The sequence below is a fragment of the Desulfosporosinus burensis genome, from assembly GCF_054657535.1.
This window is the reverse complement of the sequence record NZ_BAAHYN010000014.1, coordinates 19,429-41,504: the sequence shown is the minus strand read 5'-3', so window position 1 is coordinate 41,504 and position 22,076 is coordinate 19,429. Positions and strand designations below refer to the sequence as shown.

22 protein-coding genes are annotated in these 22,076 nt (G+C 46.1%); 5 read left to right on the top strand and 17 right to left on the bottom strand.

Annotation, left to right across the window (positions count from 1 at the left end; genetic code table 11):
* Window positions 1–2: 2 nt before the first annotated feature.
* From glmL to ACYQ3Q_RS22065, 13 genes are all read right to left on the bottom strand, one after another.
* Window positions 3–1,382, bottom strand: a complete 1,380-nt coding sequence (gene glmL / locus ACYQ3Q_RS22125) for a methylaspartate mutase accessory protein GlmL (RefSeq protein WP_459930649.1) — start codon at window positions 1,380–1,382, stop codon at window positions 3–5.
* A 27-nt stretch (window positions 1,383–1,409) separates the two neighbouring features.
* The gene (gene glmS, locus ACYQ3Q_RS22120; protein ID WP_459930648.1) at window positions 1,410–1,820 is read right to left on the bottom strand and encodes a methylaspartate mutase subunit S; all 411 of its coding nucleotides are present in this window, start codon (window positions 1,818–1,820) and stop codon (window positions 1,410–1,412) included.
* Window positions 1,821–1,870: 50 nt separating this feature from the next.
* A complete protein-coding gene (gene murI / locus ACYQ3Q_RS22115) occupies window positions 1,871–2,773 on the bottom strand; it encodes a glutamate racemase (RefSeq protein ID WP_459930647.1) in 903 nt (300 codons plus the stop codon).
* On the bottom strand, window positions 2,770–3,723 hold the full coding sequence (locus ACYQ3Q_RS22110; RefSeq protein WP_459930646.1) for a GntR family transcriptional regulator: 954 nt from the start codon (window positions 3,721–3,723) through the stop codon (window positions 2,770–2,772). Before ACYQ3Q_RS22110 ends, murI begins: the two co-directional genes overlap by 4 nt.
* A 368-nt stretch (window positions 3,724–4,091) precedes the next feature.
* Window positions 4,092–5,690: a cell wall-binding repeat-containing protein gene (locus ACYQ3Q_RS22105; RefSeq protein WP_459930645.1), complete on the bottom strand. Its 1,599-nt coding sequence runs from the start codon at window positions 5,688–5,690 to the stop codon at window positions 4,092–4,094.
* A 135-nt stretch (window positions 5,691–5,825) separates the two neighbouring features.
* Window positions 5,826–7,043 (bottom strand): ABC transporter permease, encoded by a 1,218-nt coding sequence (locus tag ACYQ3Q_RS22100; protein WP_459930644.1) that lies wholly within the window; start codon window positions 7,041–7,043, stop codon window positions 5,826–5,828.
* The gene (locus tag ACYQ3Q_RS22095) at window positions 7,040–7,765 is read right to left on the bottom strand and encodes an ABC transporter ATP-binding protein (RefSeq protein WP_459930643.1); all 726 of its coding nucleotides are present in this window, start codon (window positions 7,763–7,765) and stop codon (window positions 7,040–7,042) included. Before ACYQ3Q_RS22095 ends, ACYQ3Q_RS22100 begins: the two co-directional genes overlap by 4 nt.
* A gap of 23 nt (window positions 7,766–7,788) precedes the next feature.
* A complete protein-coding gene (locus ACYQ3Q_RS22090; RefSeq protein ID WP_459930642.1) occupies window positions 7,789–9,243 on the bottom strand; it encodes an efflux RND transporter periplasmic adaptor subunit in 1,455 nt (484 codons plus the stop codon).
* 199 nt (window positions 9,244–9,442) lie between these two features.
* On the bottom strand, window positions 9,443–11,029 hold the full coding sequence (locus ACYQ3Q_RS22085) for a sensor histidine kinase (RefSeq protein ID WP_459930641.1): 1,587 nt from the start codon (window positions 11,027–11,029) through the stop codon (window positions 9,443–9,445).
* The gene (locus ACYQ3Q_RS22080; protein ID WP_459930640.1) at window positions 11,026–11,712 is read right to left on the bottom strand and encodes a response regulator; all 687 of its coding nucleotides are present in this window, start codon (window positions 11,710–11,712) and stop codon (window positions 11,026–11,028) included. The genes ACYQ3Q_RS22085 and ACYQ3Q_RS22080 overlap by 4 nt, the downstream gene beginning before the upstream one ends.
* Window positions 11,713–11,923: 211 nt before the next feature.
* A complete protein-coding gene (locus tag ACYQ3Q_RS22075) occupies window positions 11,924–12,361 on the bottom strand; it encodes a MarR family winged helix-turn-helix transcriptional regulator (RefSeq protein WP_459930639.1) in 438 nt (145 codons plus the stop codon).
* Window positions 12,362–12,474: 113 nt separating this feature from the next.
* On the bottom strand, window positions 12,475–13,230 hold the full coding sequence (gene iscB / locus ACYQ3Q_RS22070) for an RNA-guided endonuclease IscB (RefSeq protein ID WP_459930638.1): 756 nt from the start codon (window positions 13,228–13,230) through the stop codon (window positions 12,475–12,477).
* Window positions 13,231–13,548: 318 nt separating this feature from the next.
* Window positions 13,549–14,289: a GerMN domain-containing protein gene (locus ACYQ3Q_RS22065; protein ID WP_459930637.1), complete on the bottom strand. Its 741-nt coding sequence runs from the start codon at window positions 14,287–14,289 to the stop codon at window positions 13,549–13,551.
* A gap of 267 nt (window positions 14,290–14,556) precedes the next feature.
* Between ACYQ3Q_RS22065 and ACYQ3Q_RS22060 the strand changes: the two genes are divergently transcribed.
* Window positions 14,557–15,297, top strand: coding sequence for a ZIP family metal transporter (locus ACYQ3Q_RS22060; protein WP_459930636.1), 741 nt, complete (start codon window positions 14,557–14,559; stop codon window positions 15,295–15,297).
* Window positions 15,298–15,639: 342 nt separating this feature from the next.
* Here ACYQ3Q_RS22060 and ACYQ3Q_RS22055 read toward each other — a convergent pair whose 3' ends face one another.
* Window positions 15,640–16,332, bottom strand: a complete 693-nt coding sequence (locus ACYQ3Q_RS22055) for a GDSL-type esterase/lipase family protein (protein WP_459930635.1) — start codon at window positions 16,330–16,332, stop codon at window positions 15,640–15,642.
* Window positions 16,333–16,499: 167 nt separating this feature from the next.
* Between ACYQ3Q_RS22055 and ACYQ3Q_RS22050 the strand changes: the two genes are divergently transcribed.
* The 3 genes from ACYQ3Q_RS22050 (at window position 16,500) to ACYQ3Q_RS22040 (ending at window position 18,140) form a co-directional block, all read left to right on the top strand.
* Window positions 16,500–16,982 carry a YlbF/YmcA family competence regulator gene (locus tag ACYQ3Q_RS22050; protein WP_459930634.1) on the top strand — a complete coding sequence of 161 codons (483 nt, stop codon included), beginning with the start codon at window positions 16,500–16,502 and terminating at the stop codon, window positions 16,980–16,982.
* Window positions 16,983–17,166: 184 nt separating this feature from the next.
* Window positions 17,167–17,763 carry a hypothetical protein gene (locus tag ACYQ3Q_RS22045; protein WP_459930633.1) on the top strand — a complete coding sequence of 199 codons (597 nt, stop codon included), beginning with the start codon at window positions 17,167–17,169 and terminating at the stop codon, window positions 17,761–17,763.
* 29 nt (window positions 17,764–17,792) lie between these two features.
* Window positions 17,793–18,140, top strand: coding sequence for a hypothetical protein (locus tag ACYQ3Q_RS22040; RefSeq protein ID WP_459930632.1), 348 nt, complete (start codon window positions 17,793–17,795; stop codon window positions 18,138–18,140).
* Between the two features lie 171 nt (window positions 18,141–18,311).
* On the opposite strand, the gene ACYQ3Q_RS22035 is transcribed toward ACYQ3Q_RS22040, so the two are convergent.
* Window positions 18,312–19,241 carry a hypothetical protein gene (locus ACYQ3Q_RS22035; RefSeq protein WP_459930631.1) on the bottom strand — a complete coding sequence of 310 codons (930 nt, stop codon included), beginning with the start codon at window positions 19,239–19,241 and terminating at the stop codon, window positions 18,312–18,314.
* Window positions 19,242–19,350: 109 nt separating this feature from the next.
* On the opposite strand from ACYQ3Q_RS22035, the gene ACYQ3Q_RS22030 reads away from it, so the two are divergent.
* Window positions 19,351–20,289 (top strand): metallophosphoesterase, encoded by a 939-nt coding sequence (locus tag ACYQ3Q_RS22030; protein WP_459930630.1) that lies wholly within the window; start codon window positions 19,351–19,353, stop codon window positions 20,287–20,289.
* 373 nt (window positions 20,290–20,662) lie between these two features.
* On the opposite strand, the gene ACYQ3Q_RS22025 is transcribed toward ACYQ3Q_RS22030, so the two are convergent.
* Entirely contained in the window at window positions 20,663–20,905 is a 243-nt protein-coding gene (locus ACYQ3Q_RS22025) for a hypothetical protein (protein ID WP_459930629.1), read from the bottom strand.
* A 124-nt stretch (window positions 20,906–21,029) separates the two neighbouring features.
* The gene (locus tag ACYQ3Q_RS22020) at window positions 21,030–22,025 is read right to left on the bottom strand and encodes a cell wall hydrolase (RefSeq protein WP_459930628.1); all 996 of its coding nucleotides are present in this window, start codon (window positions 22,023–22,025) and stop codon (window positions 21,030–21,032) included.
* Between the last annotated feature and the right edge of the window lie 51 nt (window positions 22,026–22,076).

Here is a 22,076-nt window from a genome sequence, read left to right as displayed (position 1 = left end):
TACTAAAGTTTGACGATATATTTCTTCATGATCCTGAGCGCGGCGAGGGGTGCTACTTCACGAAGCAAACCCATCGCTGCTAAAATGTACTCTTTATCTAAGTAAAAGACCGCGTTTTGAGGTTTGAGAAGCGTAGGTTCCTCTATGTTAAAAACTGCTCCTCGCAAGATACCCAAAGCATCGGGGTGATGAAGGAGGACCCCTCCCGTTCCGATCACTACAGGTAGTGGCGTTAAATCCTTGCCATGCTGCACATAAGTCGCACCGAATGGGGTATAAACCACCTCAATCGTTCCTACATGACGGTCTACAGCCAACCCTACAGCCACTCGGCCCATAGCCACATCGAACTTAATTTCTTCCTCTGATTGAGGAATTCGCCAAGGATCTTCTTTACATAAACCTAATTGGCATTCAATTTGATCCTCTGCCCAACCCAGGTAGTCGCTCAAGCGTCGACCAGCAGCCTCTACTAACGCCTCTGAACTGTAGCGCATCCCCAAGTCGCCCTCAACTGTTCGTTTGGCATAAGGTTCTGGTAACCCTTTTAGCATAACGCTGGGTTTACTCGGATCCCCCCTGGCAATCGAATGCACATCCGTCGTAGCCCCCCCGACATCCACAATCATGAGTTCGCCCATTCCTTGTTCAGAACCATGTCCCTCAGCCAGAAGTTCGGCTGCTGAAAGTACCGCCGCTGGTGTCGGCATCATAATCCGTTCCAGAAATTCCTCGGCCGTGTCTAATCCCTTGGCCTGAATGATGTGATTTAAGAACACATCTCTAATTGCTAAACGGGCGGATTCTACTGACAAGACGCCGAGCTCTGGCATCACATTGTCTGCTACAACCACAGGACTATGCCGTTTGCGCAGGATTTCTGCAGCCTGGGCAGCCGCTACCTTATTTCCCGCAACCACAACAGGAAGGCTTTGGGGAAGCTTGCCCAGCATTTCTGCATTTTTTAAGAGGACTTCCTTATTACCCCCATCCGTTCCTCCCGCTAACAAGAGGATATCTGGTTTATAACTAATAATTCTAGCCAGATCAGCTGGCGTCAGTTCGTAGCTAAAAACTTGAAGCACTCGAGCACCCGCTCCGAGGGCTGCTCGTCTGGCCGCTTCTGCTGTAAGTTCTTTAACCAAACCACTGGCAATCATTTTTAAACCACCGGCCGCACTACTGCAAGCGAGCTTGCGAGCAAAATTCCAACCGCCTGCAGGCTCAGGGATCTGAGCTAAGGCCGCCCTCAAGCCCTCCATAATATTAGTTTCAATGGTTGTACCCGCTCTGGCCGTCCCCACGATCTCCTCCGAATCAAGGTCTACAATAGTCACTTTCGTAAATGTACTGCCAAAATCTATGAGAAGGACTGCTTGCAAGGTCCGTTCCCCCCCTTTAATCCACTCCTAAATACCTAAATCTTTACGCAAATCTTCAATCGGTGTCTCTGGCATCGTTCCAGGTGGATAAACCCGGTCAAAACCCATCGCTAAAAACCGTTCTTTGACAGACTCAAAGTCCTGTTTCCCACAAACCAAGTTACCTCCGACATACATACGAATCTGACCTATACCTGTCTCCTGACATTTCTCACGCAAACCTCGGCAATCCATTTCCCCGTGTCCATACAAAGATGAAACCAGCAAAACATCGGCATTCGTTTCGATGGCCGCATGGATGAACTCTTCCTGAGTAGCGAGTACTCCTATATTGATCACTTTAAACCCCGCTTGTGTAAAGGCATAATCCAAGATTCGATTTCCCACAGCATGAACATCCGCTCCAATGACCCCTAAGACCAAGGTTTTTTGTTCCAAAATCCATTCCTCCTGGTCGCTTTCTTTCTTAATTACAACCCCCAAAAACCTCACTCACCTAAAATGACTTGTTCTACGTGATCGATTTGTTCTTGGAGGAGTGTATTACCCACTTGCCGAAAAAGTCCTGGATCACCGCTCACAAAATAACGAGCCCGCCAATGTTTTTTCCCTAAGACCGATGAAGTAGGTGACTCAATCAATCCCGATCGTTCCCAATCGTCTAGATGCTGAAGTAAAATCTCAAGCTCTTTGACCACCGCCAAAGCTGGGTCCACAATCAACACATCTTCTCCCAAGGTCTCCTTGATGACGGATTCAAGAAAAGGATAATGAGTACATCCCAAAATAAGAGTATCGACACCCGCCGCTTTTAACGGAGCTAAATAAGTTTTGGCGATGCCACGTGCTTCTGAAGAATTCGCCAAACCAGCTTCAATTAAAGGTACAAAGAGAGGGCAACCCTGAGCCTTAACTAAGGCGATAGCCTGTTCTCCTTGCTGCCAAGCGTCTCTAAGTTCTAAGTCATCAGGTAAGCTTCCTTTAGCTAAGGCTCGACTCACCCCCGACGAATAGGCTTTGCTGCGCACGGTCGTTTCCGTAGCAATCAGCCCTATTCTTCCAGCAATGGTTTTTTCCACTGCCAAGCGTGCTCCTGGTTCAACCATACCAACCATTGGGATATCAAATCGATCTCGTAGAATAGGAAGCGCGGTTGCCGAGCTAGTATTACAGGCTACGACAACCACCTCTGCCCCTTGTCCGATCAGAAACGTGACAATTTCTTCTCCGAAACGAATTAATTCCTCTCGAGAGCGGTTTCCATAAGGTACACGCGCAGTATCTCCATAATAAACGATTCGGACATCGAGTAATCGCTCCAGAATCTCTTTCATCACGGTAAGACCACCCACTCCCGAGTCGAACATTCCGATTACACGTTGCTTTTTCAAAACTTCTCCCCCTTTAATTCCAGCAAAAGTCCTCTTATGAGATTAAGACTCCCCGCATCCGGTTCAAAGCGAAACTCGATACACTCCATATTTTGAGGGAGCACTTTTTCAACCCGAAATCGAAGCCTCGGAGCTAGGATTACCGCTCCACATTCCGGCAAAACCTCATTCAAGCTCGCCTCATCTGGTTGAATCAGAGTTTTCAGCACTGGGTACAAACCGGCTTGCCTAAGCGCACCTTTAACCTTTTCAGCAAATTGATGACTTTCACAAACCAAAGCTAATCCACGCCCCATTGATAACTTGGCAATGCGCACAATCGTATCCAGCTTAGGTTGCAAAGAAATTCCCAAAATGGGAATCCGCAGTTTACCTAGGAGAATTTTAACTTCCGCCAGGTGGGTCACTCCCGTAATCGCCATGTCCATTCCGGATAAACGGTCCTGAGCCAGCGGAGACTCTTGGAGTTCAGAAAGCAGGATCGGCAGAAGGCTTACTCCTGGACCGAGATTCCAATTGACTTCGGCAAGTTGCTCAGGGTTCGTAACGAGGAAAGCCACTTTTAGCCGTGAAAGAAGCTCTTTCTTTTGCATTCCCCGCACATGTACAAACGACACAAAGTCATCGATCGAAAACCCAAGTCCAACTGCCTCTTCCATGGCCAAATCAACGATCCGAAGGACCTTCTCCTTCCGACCCTCCTGCTGCAAGATTTGCGAAGTATCCTCAACAAAGGTCCCTTTACCCCTTGCGGAACTTAAGATCCCTTCACTCTCCAGTTCCTTATAAGCTTGGCTGACAGTATTTCGGCTGACAGCTAAGCTTTCTGCCAACTCCCGTTCTGGTGGAAGTTTCATCCCTGCTGTCCAAATCCCTTGAGTAATTCGCCGTCGGATCTGCTCCTTAAGCTGGATGTAATAAGGTACCCCGCTCTTTCGATCCAAATCCATCAAAATCCCTCTTCTCTTATCCTGTAATTCTTGTTATGAAAATTTATGCATAGTTTTAGTCAATTCTATTATATTTGGCGCAATCCTTTCTTGGTCTGGTTAATTAGTCCAATAATTATTATATTTCTCCGTCCTTTTAGGTATTCCTTCTTTGGGTCGGTCCTATCAATAAATATTCTGAGAACGCAAGCGGAAGTTCTTTCTTTGATAGCAGCGAGATCATCTTTATCTATATGCCAAGATCATAGAAGCAGGGACGGTTCTTCTGTCTACTAAATTTGACAGAAGAACCGTCCCTGTTCCTATCCTCGACTGTTACTGTAACTTTGGAAAAGCGGGGAATTCCCCGCTTAGTAAGCTTAAGCGTTTTAGTGATTCAATTTTTGTTGGAGTTGCTGCTCAAGATCATACGAGACCCCACTGTTATTGCCAACTACTGCTGACTTTGAAATATACCCTTTATTGAAAAGCAAGTAATAATTCAAACTTGATGGCAAGGTATTCGGCGGTAGCATTGCAACAAAGCCCCCGTTTTTAGCGGCCAAAGCAGCTGTTAAAAGAGCATCTGCATAGGGTTTTCCCAAACTAACATCATCTTGTCGAGACAGTCCAGAAGTAAAATAGAGTGGGGACTGGGGAGTTTGTGTGTTAAGGAGATTTTGGAAGATAATCGTTTGAGTGTCATAGCGATCGTAACCACCCCAGCGTTTCACTGCATATTTAGTGCGCAATTCCTGTTCCAGTTGAGCGCTAATAACGGCTGTCCCTCCTAGCAAAACTACGTTACTCGCATTCAGATCGTCCAATGCCTTTCTTGTAGCTTGAGGCAATTGCTCTCTGTCCGTAAGCAAAATTGAACTACCTTGCTCAGCCGCAAAAGCACTAGCAGCGATAGCATCTGGTATGGCATGACCATTAGCTAGAAATACTGTGCGGCTTGCATCAATCCCCACATAGGAAGAGATCAAAGCCGCCGTGTCAAATCCTTGCTGCCCAGCGATCCGTGTAACTGCAAACTCCTTTAAACTATCTTGAATGCCTTGAGAAATAGCTACAGTTCCTCCGACAATGTATACGCTTGAAACGCCCAAATTACGCATCTCTGCTAAGGTCCTCTCATCTAATGTTGAAGAATTAGTCATAAGTATCGGGGCATTGAACTTTTTAGAAAGTGGAACCGCAGCCATGGCATCGGAAAATTGATCATCTCGTGCCAAGATCACAGTACGAGTTCCTTGTGCCCATCCACTTCTTGCAATGGCAATGGATAGGGAAATATTATCCACTGAAGTTCCACCAATTCGGGGATTTTGAGTATACGCTGGAACCACTGGGATCGAACCTATCACATGTCCAGCAAGGATAATGTTGACTGTTCCTAATGTAGCGGGTGACATTAGAAACGTGAACGTTCCGTCGCTAAGCGTCGTAGCAGATTGAGAAGTTGTTCCTACTTTCGTTCCGTCTACAGTGACCGTTTTGCGTGCTAATGGATTTCCATCGGTATCCGTGACCTTAACACTCATCGTATTATTCGTATTAACAATAAGAGAACCCGTGACAGTTGTCACAGCGTTGACCACTTTAATGGTTCCCCCAGCTGAGCCTGTATAAGGAGAGACTGGAATGATTATAAGTGTATAATCTCCGGCAGTATCTATCGTAACATTAGAAATGCTGTAATTTCCTTGAGACCCAGACACGGAATAATACGTCTCATTCCCCTGTGGGTCTGTAATGGTAGCATTCACGGATCCAGTAAAAGGATTCTTATACGACTGAAAAAGTTTAAAATTAATGGTACTAGTTTCCCCTGTAATCAATGTTGAGTCTGTACTGGACTTAAATTCGAGCCATCCTAAATCCAACGAATCAGCAGCCGACGCCACCCCCGGGATCATCCCGATTAACAAAAAAACCGTCATTAGCACAGCCACAACCATTTGCGTCAGTGTCTTTTTCCCCACGTATACTTCTCCCCTCTTCTTTACGATATTACAAAATCATCTTGTAGGTTTGTTTCATGTTACCTTTATCTCTAACTTCATAGGAATAAGAATCCCTTTACTAAATAGTTCCGACACCCCTATTCAATTAACAGATTACTCATACCTTAAAGCATCAATAGGATCCATGGCAGCGGCCTTGCGCGCTGGGAAGACCCCGAAAATAATGCCGATTGCGGCAGAGAAGCCGAAAGCCATCAACACTGAGGTCAGAGAGATACTGGTGTTCAGTGTTAAGGCCTTCCCTGCCAGGTTAGATCCTCCATAACCAAGTGCGATACCAATTCCTCCACCCAAAATACTGAGCACGACCGCCTCGATGAGGAACTGCATTAGAATATCCATACCTTTTGCCCCGATCGCTTTCCGGATCCCGATCTCCCGGGTTCGTTCAGTGACCGAAACGAGCATGATATTCATGATTCCAATTCCCCCGACCAACAGGGAAATGCCCGCAATTCCGCCCAGAAGCATGGTCAGAGTTTGAGTTACACTTTGCATGGTTGCCAACATATCGGCCTGATTCTGTACTCTGAAGTCGTTATCTTTGCCGTCCTGGATTTTATGAGCTTTTCGTAAAGCAGCCGTAATCTCATCTTGTGCCGTTTGCATAAGGTCCTCTGAAGAAGCCGATACTAGGATACTCCGTAAATTCTTTCTCCCGATTAAACGTGCTTGAACGGTGGTGATAGGTGCGGTAATCATATCGTCACTACTCTGAAATCCGGTTGACCCTGTAGCAGTTGTCACACCAATGACTTGAAAAGGAACGTTGTTTATTTTAATGATTTTCCCGATGATGGAAGCATTCGCGTCCCCCATAAGGTTTTCCACAACGGTCGGGCCGAGTACAGCGACTCTAGCACTGCTATTCACGTCCTCTTTCGTAATATAGCGGCCACGCGCCATACTGACATTCTTAATGATTTCATAACCCTCTGTGGTTCCATTAATGCTCGTGGAGGTATTTCCGGAACCTAAGACCACCTGCGCATTGGTACTCGAAATTGGAGCAACTGCTTTAACAGCTGTTCCAATTTCGATCTTGGAAACATCAGTTATACTTAGGCTGGTTGAGCTACCTGCCCCCCCGTTTACCCCTCCAGAATTTGACTGGCCGGGGCTAATAGTAAGAAGGTTGGAGCCCATGCCCTGAATCTGCGAAGTGATCGAAGCGGTTGCTCCATTCCCAATTCCAACCATAGCAATGACAGCCGCCACTCCGATAATAATCCCAAGCATGGTCAACGCTGACCGTAGTTTATTCGCTCGCAAAGCCCTGAGAGAGACCCGGATACTTTCTAAAAAGTTCACTCTGCCACTCCTTCCTCGAGGACCTGCGCTTGGGCCTTACGTGGGTTTTTTACTTTTTCGTCCCCTTCAATATGACCGTCACGGAAGCGAACAATCCGCTCGGTAAATTCTGCAATATCTGGTTCGTGCGTCACAATGATAATCGTATTTCCCGAGGCGTGCAATCGCTGAAAGATCGCCATTACCTCTTCACTAGACCGACTGTCCAAGTTCCCGGTGGGCTCATCTGCCAATATGATCGAAGGGTTGGTAACGAGCGCACGTGCAATGGCTACCCTTTGTTGCTGCCCACCAGATAGTTCTTTGGGACGGTGATGAATCCGATCGCCAAGGCCCACGGATTCTAACGCAGCAATGGCACGAGATCGTCTTTCTTTACCTCCCATCCCTGCATAGAGCATGGGAAGTTCTACATTTTCTACAGCCATCGTCCGAGGAAGTAGATTAAATCCTTGAAAGACAAACCCAATCTTGCGGTTACGAATTACAGATAATTCATCTCCACTGGCCTTCGCGACATCGGTTCCGTCGAGATAATACTCTCCTTCTGTCGGTGTATCCAAGCATCCTAAAATATTCATCATCGTCGACTTGCCCGAACCGGAGGGTCCCATAATGGCTACAAACTCACCGGCTCCTACGTGAAGGTCCACCCCACCTAAAGCCGCAACTTGAATATCACCGTTGGCGTAGATTTTCCTGATTCCTTTGAGATTTATCAAATAACACTCCTCCTATTCCCTACTTAATTTCTGGGAGGACCACCCATAGTTTTATTTCCGCCACCTAAACTAAATCCTCCTGTTGAAGCTTTAGCTGTTGCCGACGAACTAACCGCGGTGACGACTTCTTGCCCCTCTTTTATACCGCTTTTGATTTCTACATTTGTTCCATCATCCAAGCCACATTCCACCGGTATAAATTGTAGATTTGCTCCGCTCTGTCCACTACCGGGGTTTGTCGCGCTCTTGGAATTTGTACTCGGTTGAGTAGAAGTCGCGGGAACCATGACGCCTTTCTTAGTCCCTCTGGTTTTGATCGCTTCACTAGGAACAGTCAGAACATCCTTGGCTTCTGCCACGACAATGTCAAGATTAGCATTCATCCCTGAACGAAGTTTATCGCTGGCCTGTTCTACTGATACTGTGACTTTAAACGTTGTAACATTGGAAGCAGTTGTCCCTTGAAGCGCCACTAAGCTCACACTCCCACTGCTATGTTCATCTGGGTACGCGTCAAGGGTAATATCCACCTTCTGACCTACTTCGACCTGCGCAATATCTGCCTGATCAATCATCGCTTCCACCTGGAAATTGCTCCCGGTAGGAGTAAGCGTAATGATTGAGTTAGCGTTGGTATATTCGTACAGTTGAAGTGGTGAACTGACAACTATGGCGTCCGTTGGTGCTATTATTGTGGCATTTTTTAAATCTGTTTGCGCACTGGCAAGCTGGGCCTGTGCTATGGCGATACTGGCTTGTGCAGATTGAAGATCTCCCGATTTTGGGCCATCCGCTTGTTTATCTACTTGATATTGAGCCGCCGTTACTTCCGCCTGAGCAGAGGCTAAGGCGAGAGCAGCTCCTCCATTTTGCGCATTTTGAGCAGTGGTTAAAGCAGCTAATGCTTGGTTCAAGGAGCTTTGAGCAGATTGTAGGGATGACGTATTTCCACTCTGCTGCGCCTTGGCCAAAGCATCACTAGTCAGTTTAACGTTCTGATTGGCCAGTAAGACCTGGTTCGCTAAATAACTAGGATCCGCATTTTGCTGAGCGGTGGTTAAACTTTGTTGTGCTTTGGCTAGAGCTGCCTCGGCTTGGGCTTTCGTTTGGGCATTGAACCCATCTTGTAGGATTTGAAGTTTAGATTGAGCGGCTGTTAAGTTTGCCTCTTGTTGCAACACGGCCGTCTGAAGCTTCGTATCATCCATCTTCGCAAGAACTTGCCCAGCTTTTACAGAATCACCAGGCTGGACATTGAGTTCCACGATCCGTCCTGTATTTGGAAACGTTAAGGGAATCGAGTGGGGAAAGCTAACCGTTCCAGTTGCAGTAATCACTTTGCTCACATTTCCCATTTTTGCTTTTGCCGTAATGTTTGAAGAAACGGCAGGTTTAGCAGTAAACTTTGTATAACCCCAATATCCGCCTCCCATGACCAAGACACCTATAACCCCAATAGTCACCCATTTTTTATTCATACTCTTTCCCCTTTTCTCCCAACTTGCTCTTAAATGAAACAATCATACGATCTTCACGCTTGGGGCGTAAGGCCACTTTATCTCACTTAAGAATAGTAGTCTTAGTGAAGGTTAGCCATGCCATTGGATAATTCTTGCTAAGAATAACACAGTATAATGGTCAAACAACGAAGAACATCTTAAGATGTTGTTAAGAGGTTCACTCCTGTAGCGCCCTTGGTTTTACAGGCAATAAAATCTTAAAACGACTTCCGACACCTGATTTGCTTTCAACTTGAATTAAGCCACCGTGTGCTTGAATAAACTCCTTGGCGATTGCAAGTCCCAGGCCTGTTCCTCCGCTTTCCCGCTCTCGAGCTTTATCCACACGGTAAAAACGGTTAAAGATATACTCGAGTTCTTCATCCGGAATACCTGCTCCGGAATCTTCAACGATGACTTGTACCCAACCACTGGAACTGAAATCATCTGTGCAAATTTCTCCGTGAGAATATCTTTGGCGACTTAGTTTATCCTGATCCGTTCGTCGGAAAACATCCCGCAAACGATGCTTGTTCTCAGTGATGAGTGTTCCGTCTTCTGCGGGTCTTTCAGCCTCCTCCAGTAACAAACGGAGAGATCCACCGGGTGGCGTATGCAAAAGAGCATTCCCAATTAAGTTTACCAAGACCTGGGTTAAACGATCTGGGTCGCCAATAATTTCTGGCGCATACCCCAAGATTTTAACGGTCAACTGCCGCTCTTCGAATTCAATGGCAAATTGTTCAGTTATTCGTTCTAATAGTAGTCTAAGATCGACTGTTTTAAAAGCCATCGGTAGTTTACCCGCTTCCGCTAGGCTTAACTGCTGAAGATCCCGAACCAAGCGAATCAGTCTCAGAGTCTCATCCTGAATGGGAAGAATAGTTTCTGGTGTCGAGGGGAGAACCCCTTCCTGAATCGATTCTAATTTCCCGAGGATAACCGCCAGAGGAGTTCGCAATTCATGAGCAATATCTGCCACCATGTTGCGCCTTACTTCCTCATTGCGGGTCAATTGTTCCGTCATCCGGTTGAAGTCCCGGGCCAAGATTGCTATATCTCCGTTCCCCTTCACGTTAACCCGTGAGGAAAGATCTCCTTTTCCTACGTTCCGGACGGCTTCCATCAAATGGTTTAATGGCTTTGTAAAATGCCGGGTCAGTAGCATACCCAAAAGAAGTGCCACTAGAGACGTGATGACCAACCCGATGATCATTGCATGAACGATCGAGGTTCCAATGGTCTTGGCAAGTTTAGTATTACTAGTGATTAGGCGGTTATCTTGCCAGTAATATCCCACCGTCTGGTTTTTGACTTTGATCTCATCCCATTGTTTTGTGATTTTATTGTCTAAGGGAAATTGAGAAAGATGTTTCCCAAGATCTTTATTGAGTGAGTCGCTCACGACTTTATGTTCTAGATCGAATACCCAGAAGCGTGGGCCATCGCGGTGAGGTCGACTAAAATTTAGATCCGGCTCTGTCAAAATTCGTACCGCGGGATTTGGCTCCATAATAGGCCCAAATCTCCGTTCTGGCTCCTCAATGATCTTCGTGACGTAGCCCTGAACTCCATCCCAGCCACCATGAGCCTCATAATAACCACCCAAAAGCCGATTCCAGCTCTCTCCATAGGCTTGCTGTACATAGGTTTCAGCATGCCCGAGTAAAGCTTGGGTCGACAGTAAGGCAATTGTAGTAAAAACAATCGCCATGAAGAAAACCATACTTATAAGGGCAATAATAAACTTGCGCCGCAGGGTCACAGGCCTTCACCAAACCGATACCCTACCCCAAACACTGTTTCCACATATTTGGGGTCGCTTGGATTATCTTCTATTTTCTTGCGCAAATTCGAGACATGCGTATCAATCGAGCGCTCATAATAGAGATATTCCTCCCCCATCGCCTGACGTAAGAGTTGCAAACGGCTATAAACCGTACCAGGACGTGAAGCAAGCAAATGGAGAATGTTGAATTCCGTAGGGGTTAAAAATATCTCCTGCCCCTTTTTCTGTACTTTATGGCTTGAGACATCCAGACTCAGCTCGCCTCGGATTAAGAGGGAAGAGGTTGTTTCCTGTGAAGACCCCGAGGAACGCCGTAGCACAGTTTTGATCCTAGCCGCCAATTCTCGCAGGCTAAAAGGCTTGACAATATAATCGTCCGCACCGAATTCTAAGCCCAAGACGCGATCGATTTCTTCAGATTTTGCCGTAAGCATTATGATCGGGATCGTACTTGTCTCACGCAAGCGTTTGCACATTTCCAGTCCACTCATTCCAGGAAGCATCCAATCCAACAGCACGAGATTTGGTTTTTCCCGTTCAATGAGCTGCATGCCATCAAGACCGTTGACCGCCGTTAAGACTATAAATCCTTCCCGGGAAAGGTAATCTTTAACGAGGGTTAATATTTCTGGTTCATCATCCACTAAAACTAGTTTCATAAGCGTTCGGCGAGGATACCCCCTATCGTCTTCAGCGGGTAGTCATCGCCTTCTCTCCTTACTGTTGTAATTTTGTACATTGTAACAAGTATATCGGTAAACTTTCAAATGTAGTTAAGGAAGTTCTCAAGATTTTATGGAGATTTCAAGAATCTATTATATAAGAAGAATACCCTCGCTTAAGCTATCTTAAACGAGGGCAATTTTACGACTATTTCAACTCCATCCGCCGGGTCAGGAGATGCAAACCATGTAACAATTCTTCGTATTCCTCATCTGTATAATCCCTAAGCACTTCCCCGAGAAAGTTCTGACGCTCTGCGATCACTGCTTCAAGAACTTGATTCCCTCTCGCCAATAAGTGCAGCTTGACCACTCTTCGATCTTTGTCATCCCGCACCCGTTCAACAAGTTCAGACCGTTCCATCCGGTCTGCTAAGTCAGTCGCTGTGCTGCAAGCTACAAATAAGTGCTTACACAAATCGCCCATCGTTAAGGACCCAAATTCTCGAATGGTTAAGAGTGCATTGAACTGAAGTGCAGAAATCTCCATGTCCATTAGAATCGATCGACCGCGCTTGAACAAAATAGTATTGGCCTGTCTTAAGGTTTCCTCTAACTGTTTTGTCAATTCTTCGGTAGGTGCCATCTTTCATGTCCCCCCATTAGCCATTTAATTTAATTCATTTTAACATTAGCAAGAATTCCCCCCACCCTCAAACCTCGAAAGGCGAAGCCTGGGGATGAATTGCGAGTTCCTGCTCACGCGCTAAATAACCCCGGCGTATTGGACTTGTTCTTACAGTCAGGGTTTTGGCAAGCGTGCCCATCCCTGTGAAGGATGTATTCTCGTAAATTCCAAAAACCAGATTGTTCGCCCTCTTGATAACCCTTCCCCGATATATTAGGATTCGTAATTTTCTGGATATCGAAGTTGGCGACTTCAATAACAATTTTATCAACAGGAACGAGTTTCCTTATCTGACCGATTAAACGAACGTGCGAATCTAGCTTATGCAGAATACTAGGAGCTAACCAACCTTCCGGATTATGGTTGTCGAGTCCCTTATTACGACGATACCGCAATCGGCTTCGCCGCTGCCTACGATACATAGCTCGTTCCTTGATCCGTTCTTTCATGCCTTTGAGCAAACTTACCTCGCCAGATACAAGTTCTTTTTTATCATTAACTACGGAAAAACCAATATTCAGATAGCCAGAATCAATACCCAGCGCTCCAAGTTGAACATAGTCGGTTGTCTCGTAGGTGAGTTGGATGGTAAACGGCTTTACCTTAATAACTTTAGCTCTACCATCCTTGATCATGTGCCGCACTTTACCATGACGCTCAGTCGGCATTAAGGGATTTCTGTATATGTCTAAGACATACACCATAATCAGTGAACCCCTTTCGGAGATAATGCGGTCCTTACGAACCATCGGTTCCCATCGCCAATGTTCTACCGGGTTTTGACGTTGCTTCACCTGGCCTACCCTTAAGCCATGTTTAGAAGTCAACCGCACACATCCATGCTTGGGAAGCACAAGGGTGCGCCTATATATTCCGGTAGAACGTAGTGATTCGCTCGTTTCCGATCCCGACCACTGAGGCATAATCAACCGGGCTTAAGGACGTGTAAGATAAGCTTATACGTTTCCCCAAGCCCCCACTTCAAACGACCCTAGGAGTTAAGTGGGGGTAGTTGACCATAAATTAGCAGCTTGTACATCTCAATTATATACCATAGGGGAAAAAACGGCTAGATAGGGCAGAAAGGGAGACGTTTTTCCTTTCTGACCGAAGATCAGGCAAAGGAACCGTCTCCCTGCTGGGTTTTAGGTGGAGCTAGGGGGGAAATTAAAGAGGTTGATTGAACTGGGGGAATCAGGAAGTGCTCCGTTACTGAGGCTACTGCTACTTGGTACAACTACCCCTAAACCAGGGGCGTTGCCAGTTCCTAAACTGGGGACAGTCGTGTTATCAGAAACAGCCCCTTTAACTAGGCTCGCTTTGTATTTTAACTGTGACGCATCGATTATCCCATACTTGGTAATTGGTTTTCCCTCGATACGAATCTGGACTTGGCTGATCGTCGAAAACTGGGTCAAGGTGTTGACAAGTCCGTATAGTGCCACTTCTGGGGAAACTTTAGAATTTGAGATAAGAAACTCTTTACTTAAATCAACAATTACGACACTGTCCTTGATCGCAATATCCAAAAGAGTTGTGGCTGTAGAAACAGAATTCTGAATTGTCCCTTTCGCAGTTGGTCCTTTCAACCACTGATTAACCGTCTCTCTCGCTAAGCTTACCGTTTTAGGCAACATTCGCTCTTCTTTTACCAGAAATTTCCCAGTCAAATCCGCAAAATAAAGCGCTACCGTTTTTCCCTCACTAGGGATTGTTGTTGCAGGAAGGCTTGCGTTTTTATCCCCACTCACACCGATCCAATCTGCAATAGAACTTGAGTTTCCCTCCTTTTGGACTAACTTTTCTAGCGTTCCACAGCCTGTCACAAGAATTATGCTGAGGAAAACAACCCCAATCAGTAAACGATCACGGACCCTTAGTCTCATTTTTCCTGCCCCTTCCCCAGACGGATTATTAGGATAGTTTAGTAATATCACTCCCTTAAATTAACTTATGCTTTGTTTGAAAATATAGTACAAGTTCTTACTTACAGTGAACTAAAGAGAAGCCGTTAGGGCCTAAATGCCTTAACAGCTTCATCCTCATTTACTTAATAAAATTATATTGAGTGAAGACAATCCTATCGTTGTATATTGCATGGCTGTGAGCCATAAATATGGATATCGTGATGTTGTAGAAAGGAGCTCCTCCTGATGCATGAGATGTCTGAAATTCTCTGGATAAGTATGATTGCTGGGCTGGCAACCACGTTTGGAAGTCTACTTGTTCTCGTTTTTGGCAAGCCAAAAGAGCGCATCCTAGCCTCCCTCTTAGCCGGGGCTGGAGGGGTAATGCTGGCGGTGGTGTTCGTCGATTTGCTACCGAATGCTTGGAAGATCGGACCCCCACTTCAAGTTGGTTTCGGAATTTCACTAGGTATCCTCTTCATGTACCTTGCTGACAAGCGTCTCAATACTTCAGATAACAGGCTCCCTTTATCTCGACGTCAACGGTTGAAAAGGATCGGTCTCCTTATCGCGACGGGAATCGCGCTTCACGATATCCCTGAAGGCATGGCTATTGCTGTCAGCCAAGAAGCTGCACCAGGCCTAGGCTTCCTCATCTCTATAGGTATTACGCTGCACAATCTTCCGGAGGGAATGGCCACGACCGCACCGTTAATCATGGCCCGAATCCGTTGGTGGAAAATTCTCCTCCTCAACATTGGGATTGCCTTTTTCACCCCGCTCGGCGCCTTGCTCGGACTCTTCGCCCTCGCTGGTGTGAAAAACTCTCTCACGTTCTTTCTTTCCTTTGCTGCAGGTGCGATGCTGTTTCTTGTTTTTTCTGAACTCTTGCCCCTCTCCCGCGAACGGCACCCCCATTATGCACTGTTGGGTGGGACCGTGGGATTTATTTTATTTGCGTTGATTAGCGTGTTGCTGCCGACATAAGGGAGGAAGTGGGAGGAAGTGGGAGGAAGTGTCTTGGCCCGTTCGCACAACGTTTCATTGCTATTCGCTTGTCGCTCAGGCTAAAACTCAAAACCTCTGGGCTTTATGCAAGTGAACCGTTGAGTTTCTTAACGCCTTATCGACTGCGCTCATTGACGCAATTCCACTAATCGTGCTCTCTAAGCCAAGAAACTTCCTCTGGGCTTGGGTCCACGAGGGGTAAAACGATAAGCTTTCTCTTTAGGGGGCGGTATGCGAGCATGCAAGTTGTGCAAGTTGGGGACGGTTCTCGGCTTGCACTCTCGACTTGGGCGCGCTTTCTCATGCAAGTATTGGTAATTCTTACTTTAGAATTCGTGCTGCATAGTCACCCATGGCTTTGTAGCCTTTGGCATTAGGATACTTCCCATCAATGGTTAAACCATCTAAGTATTTTCCCTCTGAGTCAAACAACACAGTTGAAAAATCTAACATCAGAATTTTTTGCTCCTGTGCATAAGTCATTTCCCATTCTCTTGTTTCTTGAATACTTTTTTGAACCCCGGGATACCCGATCGGAAGGGCCAGTACAGGGATGATATGATTTGATTTGGCCTTTTCGACGATTCCAGTTATATTCCTTTGGACGTCTTTGAGGGGCACTTCCTGAAGGGCATCTCCAATTCCTGCGAAGATAATGACCCTACCGGGCTTCTCTGCCACAACGTCAGTGTCAAACCGATCAAGTAAGTCTTTCGCTGTTTGTCGTGCTTTTCCCTTATTGACCACAGATACCTTTAGGACCTCCTCTACACGTTGAGTCCAGGAATTTGCTGGATCCAAGGGATATCCTAAGGTAAATGAATCTCCTAAAGCAACTATCTTTGAATTGCTCAGCGTTGGTACAGTATTAGTTACCGTTCCCCCTGCTACCGTTTCTCCCACAGGAACTTTGCTGCTTGGACCCCAAAATCCAAAATATCCTGTGGTCAATACAATTAGAGCTAGCGCAACCGCCACTTGAATTAAGCGTATTTCCAATCGATACGTCCGCATATATTCTCCTACCTCCTTCCATAAAATATTCTACATCATTCGTCTCTTTCCTTCTAACATACCAAAATGCCAAAATACAACTTATTCTCACTTGTCAAAAGCTAGACATTATACACCAGTATGCCTTGCAACGCATATTTTGTATAAGGATAAAAGGAGGTAGCCTTATGAATTACATTAACAAGGCTCGGGAATTAGGGGAGGCCCTGTCACAGACGCCTGAGATTCAGGCTTTAAAAGCAGCCGAAGCGTCGATTATGGCCGATACTCAAAGCCGGGAGGCCTTTAGCCAGTACCAGGAAAAAGAACGCGGAATTGTAACTACACAAATGATCAGCAAGGTCGTTCCTGAAAAAGAATCGTTAGCGCTTCTTGATCTTAAGATCCGTCTTATGAATAAATATCCTCTCATCAAAGCGTATTTTGTTCAACAACAAAATTATGAAAAGCTTATGGCAATGGTAAATCTAACGTTAACGACTGCAATGCATGGTATGCCGTCCGCCAATGACCTTCCCATTCCGGAAGAGTTAAAAGGCATGGCACAACAAATCCTTGATAAAATCAGTGGTGGAAATCCTTTGGAAAAGATGCAAATCTCGCCTGAAATGTTACAAGGAATTAAACTCCCTCCAGGCTTCAAATCTTAAAAGGAAGTGTGATACAGAGTGCCACCGCAAGGCTACCATAGGCCCTATATTATAAACGATATCACGCATCCCGTAACCCTAATCGCGTTCTTGATTGTCATTTTATTAGGCGCCTGGGTCACTATTTGCACATGGTTTTAATCGTTTTTGAAATTAGTTTTGTGGATCTGAAAGGAGGACCGCCGTGATCAACCGACACGACTGTGCACCCCCGTTGCCGGCAACTCCTTTCTCTTTTTCCATCTTAGTCTCAACTCCCATTCGACGTAATTTACTCTTTAGTCCCGTCAGTGCACTCATATTTCCTTTGGCTAAAACAAACCTTCATTTTGCAGCCATGATTGTTGCTGGCTTAGATGTCCTAATGGCGTTTCTCTTTAAACGATCCTTAGCACATCCTCCCAACCTCTCCCGTCCGCCCTCAGATGTTTACCCTGTGACTCTGACCATGCCTCAACTGACCCAACTTATGCAAGCCACCCTCATGGGTCAAGTACCCCTGCCTTCACCTTTACAATCCGTTCCCGGACAAGGTTTAGGCCCCGTTGGAGCTGACGAACCGCTATTCCCCGATAATTTAAGTGTTTCGCTGATTATCTCCGCTCCCTTTGCCCCTTTTGACGGTAGTCCAGATACTTCATTCAACGTCCCATTGCTTGAGGTTCCGGGAGTACCTGGTAACCTAATTATAGCGCTTGGCGCCATCATCGCTCAGTTCTTTGTCGAACGTGCTGGAGTAGGTACCAATGGAGTGATTGCACCAAACTCCAGTCTTCTTTAGAATAACAGATTCGAAGGGAGGGTTCTCGAGTGTCAACCCAAATCTCATCAAATAATTTCCCCTCTCCTTCGCCGTTTTTACAAGGATACTCCTCAAATCTAACCGGTGCATGCCCCTCCAGTTCTTTCCCTTGTCCCAATCCGTCCCCGGATCCCAAGAATCCTGAGGTTTGGGATTATGGCTTTGCACGCGCCATAACCTTTTGGCAGTCCCCAGCCCCTGGAGCAGGCATTTTAGCAATTACCTTTTTTTTCTTCATTATTTTTTTCTCAAATGGACTCTTAGAACTAGTTACCCCAGTGACCCTTGGCATAGTCGTTACTTTAGGTACATTAGGGCTAATTGCTTTGATCGTTCTTATTCTTTTTCTGTTATAAATATAAAGGCTTAGCTGATGCTAAGCTCCATAAAATAACTTTGAGAACATAGAAAAACTGGTATCTACTAGCTTGAAAAAGTAGGCAGGTAATTCATACATCATGAATTACCTGCCCATTTGATGATTCTATCAATACTAAACCCTGAACATACTTGAAATCCTTGTTGCACTAATTTTGTCCCATCGGCGGAGTTGTTGGCGGGACTGGTGGGATCTCTGGAACAGTATCAGGTGAAAGGCCCACTTGGTTCAAATATTGAAGAAACTCCGGACTGAGTGGGGCTACTTCCGGACTTAATGGTGCTTTTTTACCACCACTGAACAGTCCAGTAACTTTCTCCCAAACTGAGGTGACCGTCGTCTTCATTGGACCGAGAAAACTCATCACTCCCATGGGTTCCTTGACCTTCAAAAGAATAGGACCTTGTGGAGCTTGCCCAAGCTGAGCTGGATTTTCCAACGAAACCACGACACGACTGTAATGATGGAGCGGAACTGGACTCTGAAAATGCGCCCGATAAACTCCATTTCCGACCTGACGCAAACCCCCTACCAAAAACCCAGTCTTCCCTTTGTCATCCACCAAATAGGCAGCATATACCCCTGTTTGCCCTTGCCTGAGAAACATTTGTGGGGAAGGTAAATTAGCGATCAGCAGAAAGCTATTGTCCTGAGAGATCGTAGCTACACCGTTGCCATTAATCCCCTCTTGTGCCGCCTGCAATACTAGTTGACGGGTTTGCCCCTGATAATTTGCCATACCTTGCTTATATCCTTGATCTTGAGGATATCCCCCACTTTGTTGGGAAAAACCTAGGCCCATACCCTGTGCAGGCGGAGGACCCTGCCACTGTGTACCTTGATAATTCGGTTGTTTTGCTCCTATAAAGCCCCCTCTTAAGTTTTGGATTTGTCCGTCTTTTTGGAAAAAGCCACTTGCTTTAAGGCCTGAACCAAGTGTATTACGGATCGAACCGGGAGAGTAACCCGGACCTAATTGACCATTAGGTGATCTAGGGAACCCCTGCGGTCCGATGGGATCATAAGGATTATTAGGATTATTAGTATTATTAGGTGTATCTCCACCGAACTTCACCATGCTCCCCTCCTTTTTCAACTTTCAATGTCACTTAATAACATGATATGATATTGAGAATAGAAGAGTTCTGAAGACAACTCCTGGGAAACGATTAATTAGGAGGGACATAATGCCTAAAAAGCTCACAGCCCCACTCTCTGAACCTATTACACGCCGTAACTTTTTTCAAAGAATCGGCGGTTTTATTGCTAGTCATTGGTTACTTACATCAATACCCTTGGCTGGTGCGGGGGTCCTCGGCTGGGCTGGTCACGATACCCTAACCTTAACCCGTCAATACTTCGATCTGTTTTACCCCAACCTGCCAGATACCTTAGAGGGAAAAACGATCTGCCAACTCAGTGATCTTCATCTAGAGAGCCTGCGGATTTCCCCCGAACACCTTCATGAGGGTGTAATGGCGCAGGAACCCGATCTTATAGTGATCACCGGGGATATAATCTCTTCTCGCACGGATTTAGATAAGCTTAATCCGTATTTGAGCGGACTTACTGCTCCCTTTGGAAAATTTGTGGTCATGGGAAATAACGATTACAGCCACCTTTCCCGAACCCTTTTCAAGCGATACCTACAGCAATATAAAACTCTGCAATGGACTCCCTTGCTCAATGAAGCCTCTTACTTGCCAAACCTTAATCTATGGATTATAGGGGTCGACGATCCAGCTACCGCTCACGACGATGTAGATTTGGCCTATCAAACGTTACTATCTTCCCCAATGACCCAATCGAACCCACCCTTTCGCCTGGTCTTAGCCCATTCCACAGATTGCCTCGATGGTGTGGCAAAGTACGGAGCAGAACTTTTTCTGACCGGGCATACCCACGGAGGACAAATCCGCTTACCAGGATTCAAGCCTCTTATCACCAATACTTATCTAGGTGACCTCGGATTCTACGAAGGATACCATGTCATTAACGGCGTTCCTCTTTACATCAACCCCGGGATTGGTGAAAGCCTACTTCCTATTCGCCTGAACGTCCCCCCTGAAATTACCTTCTTCACCTTACACCGAGGGGACGCCCCGCCAAGACAACAGAAAAGCTAGGATGTCTTTCACGGAAAAAGTCCTACAACCATTTCAGTTATCTGGTTGCGGGACTTTTTCCGTTTGCTATATCCAAGACGGCGCACGTGGAATGTACCGTCTCCCAAGCTGTTACCACCCATGCAAGTCAGGAACTGTCCCCGACTTGCACGACTTGCATGAAAAAGGGTCCTCAACCATTAGTTTTGATCTGGTTGCTAGACCTTTCCGTTTCCTTTTACCTACATACAAGACGGTGCACATGAAATGTGCCGTCTCTTAAGCCGTTATCACCCATGCAAGTCAGGAACCGTCCCCAACTTGCACGTAAATTCCGTCTCTTCGTTCTCGGACCCACAAGCCAGGGACGCAGTGTCACACGAGCGCGACGTCTTTACGTAAGCAGAAAAGCAAACTTCCGTTCAAGCGACCGACCCCAAATACGGGGCAGTGCACAAGGTCCCTTCTCGCCATCCCTGGCTACAGGGACACTCGGCCATCCTTGGCCAGCGGATGTGCACTGCCGCCAACCGAGCCCGAAGACACTGTCTTCGCACGAATTAGGCCTTCTTGCAGGATGGCGAGTTTGGCACGATAGTCTCCAGTGGAGATTATCGCCGTAGGCGGGTTCTTTCATATATCATATCGCCGAAGGATGAACCCCGCTCCCCTGAGTAGGAGCTTGAACGGTTAGTTTGCTCTGCGTCGTAAGTACCGAGCGCTGTGTGACACAAGTCCCTCAAGTCCCTCAAGTCCCCCAGTTAAATACTAAACGTATGGTTGCCGATGCGTTTGATAACTGTACGGTTCTTAATCCATTGATCTGTGGCGAGGCGTGGATTGTAGTAAAATATTGCCCCGTTGGTAGGATCCAGTCCAGATAGTGCCGCTTCTGCTGCTTTGTAAGCCTGATCGTCAGGGTCTAAATGAATCTGCCGATCGTCGACTGCTGTGAATGCCCCAGACTGGTAAACAATACTTGGTATAGTTTTTGGAAAGCGAGGATCTTTTAAGCGGTTAAGTACAACAGCCCCGACTGCTACTTGTCCCAAAAAATCTTCTCCCCGAGCTTCCCCATAGATGACACGCGATAATAGTTCAACTTCCTCTTTAGTGACAAAGCGTCCCAAGCCTCGAGAGTGAATCTGATTATCGGTCGCCAGCTTAGAAACTGAATTGGTCATAAAGTTTGTGCGGTTATCCACAACATCATGGAGCGTGCTCTTCTGGGTCTCATCGATTGATTCTGTGTCTTGGTTTACAATTATTTCGTAGGTTTGAATTTCTGACTCAATCAGTACTGAAGGAGATTCCCTCAAACTAGCCGTTTTGTAACCTTGTTTATACACAGTGGCAACCGTTGGAATATTCCGCAAAACAGTCACCCACCACGGCGTATTGATTACTTTCTCCGCTATCCTTTCTTTTGCTAAAATTGCCACGACATTCTCCGTAGAGTCCTTGACATCCATTCTCGCGGGATCTTTAGATTTGTCTACAGTTTCTCGGTTCGGAACCCATAAAAGTTGTCCTTCACCGATTTGATCGGGGCTTTTGACTTGGTTAAGTTTTACGAGTTCGTCGACTGTCGTTTGATACTTTTGGGCCAAATGCCAAAGGGTATCTCCCCGCTGAACTACGATCTTTTTAGTGATTACTAAATTACTATTGAGTCCGCTCTTACTTGAGCTGTTATTTGTTTCGCTTCCTAATCCCAAAACAGGATAAATACTGGCTTGCCACAGAAACAAGCACATTACCCCACATAGGAATATCGCCGTGGATTTCCGACATCGCCGGTGTGGTAA

Coding starts and splice junctions, on each gene's coding strand:
- ACYQ3Q_RS22060 (WP_459930636.1), top strand. CDS start 14,557: ATGCATGAGATGTCTGAAATTCTCTGGATAAGTATGATTGCTGGGCTG.
- ACYQ3Q_RS22025 (WP_459930629.1), bottom strand. CDS start 20,905: ATGAAAGAACCCGCCTACGGCGATAATCTCCACTGGAGACTATCGTGC.
- ACYQ3Q_RS22030 (WP_459930630.1), top strand. CDS start 19,351: ATGCCTAAAAAGCTCACAGCCCCACTCTCTGAACCTATTACACGCCGT.
- ACYQ3Q_RS22075 (WP_459930639.1), bottom strand. CDS start 12,361: ATGGCACCTACCGAAGAATTGACAAAACAGTTAGAGGAAACCTTAAGA.
- ACYQ3Q_RS22035 (WP_459930631.1), bottom strand. CDS start 19,241: ATGGTGAAGTTCGGTGGAGATACACCTAATAATACTAATAATCCTAAT.
- ACYQ3Q_RS22065 (WP_459930637.1), bottom strand. CDS start 14,289: ATGAGACTAAGGGTCCGTGATCGTTTACTGATTGGGGTTGTTTTCCTC.
- ACYQ3Q_RS22080 (WP_459930640.1), bottom strand. CDS start 11,712: ATGAAACTAGTTTTAGTGGATGATGAACCAGAAATATTAACCCTCGTT.
- ACYQ3Q_RS22055 (WP_459930635.1), bottom strand. CDS start 16,332: ATGCGGACGTATCGATTGGAAATACGCTTAATTCAAGTGGCGGTTGCG.
- ACYQ3Q_RS22020 (WP_459930628.1), bottom strand. CDS start 22,025: ATGTGCTTGTTTCTGTGGCAAGCCAGTATTTATCCTGTTTTGGGATTA.
- ACYQ3Q_RS22050 (WP_459930634.1), top strand. CDS start 16,500: ATGAATTACATTAACAAGGCTCGGGAATTAGGGGAGGCCCTGTCACAG.
- ACYQ3Q_RS22090 (WP_459930642.1), bottom strand. CDS start 9,243: ATGAATAAAAAATGGGTGACTATTGGGGTTATAGGTGTCTTGGTCATG.
- ACYQ3Q_RS22110 (WP_459930646.1), bottom strand. CDS start 3,723: ATGGATTTGGATCGAAAGAGCGGGGTACCTTATTACATCCAGCTTAAG.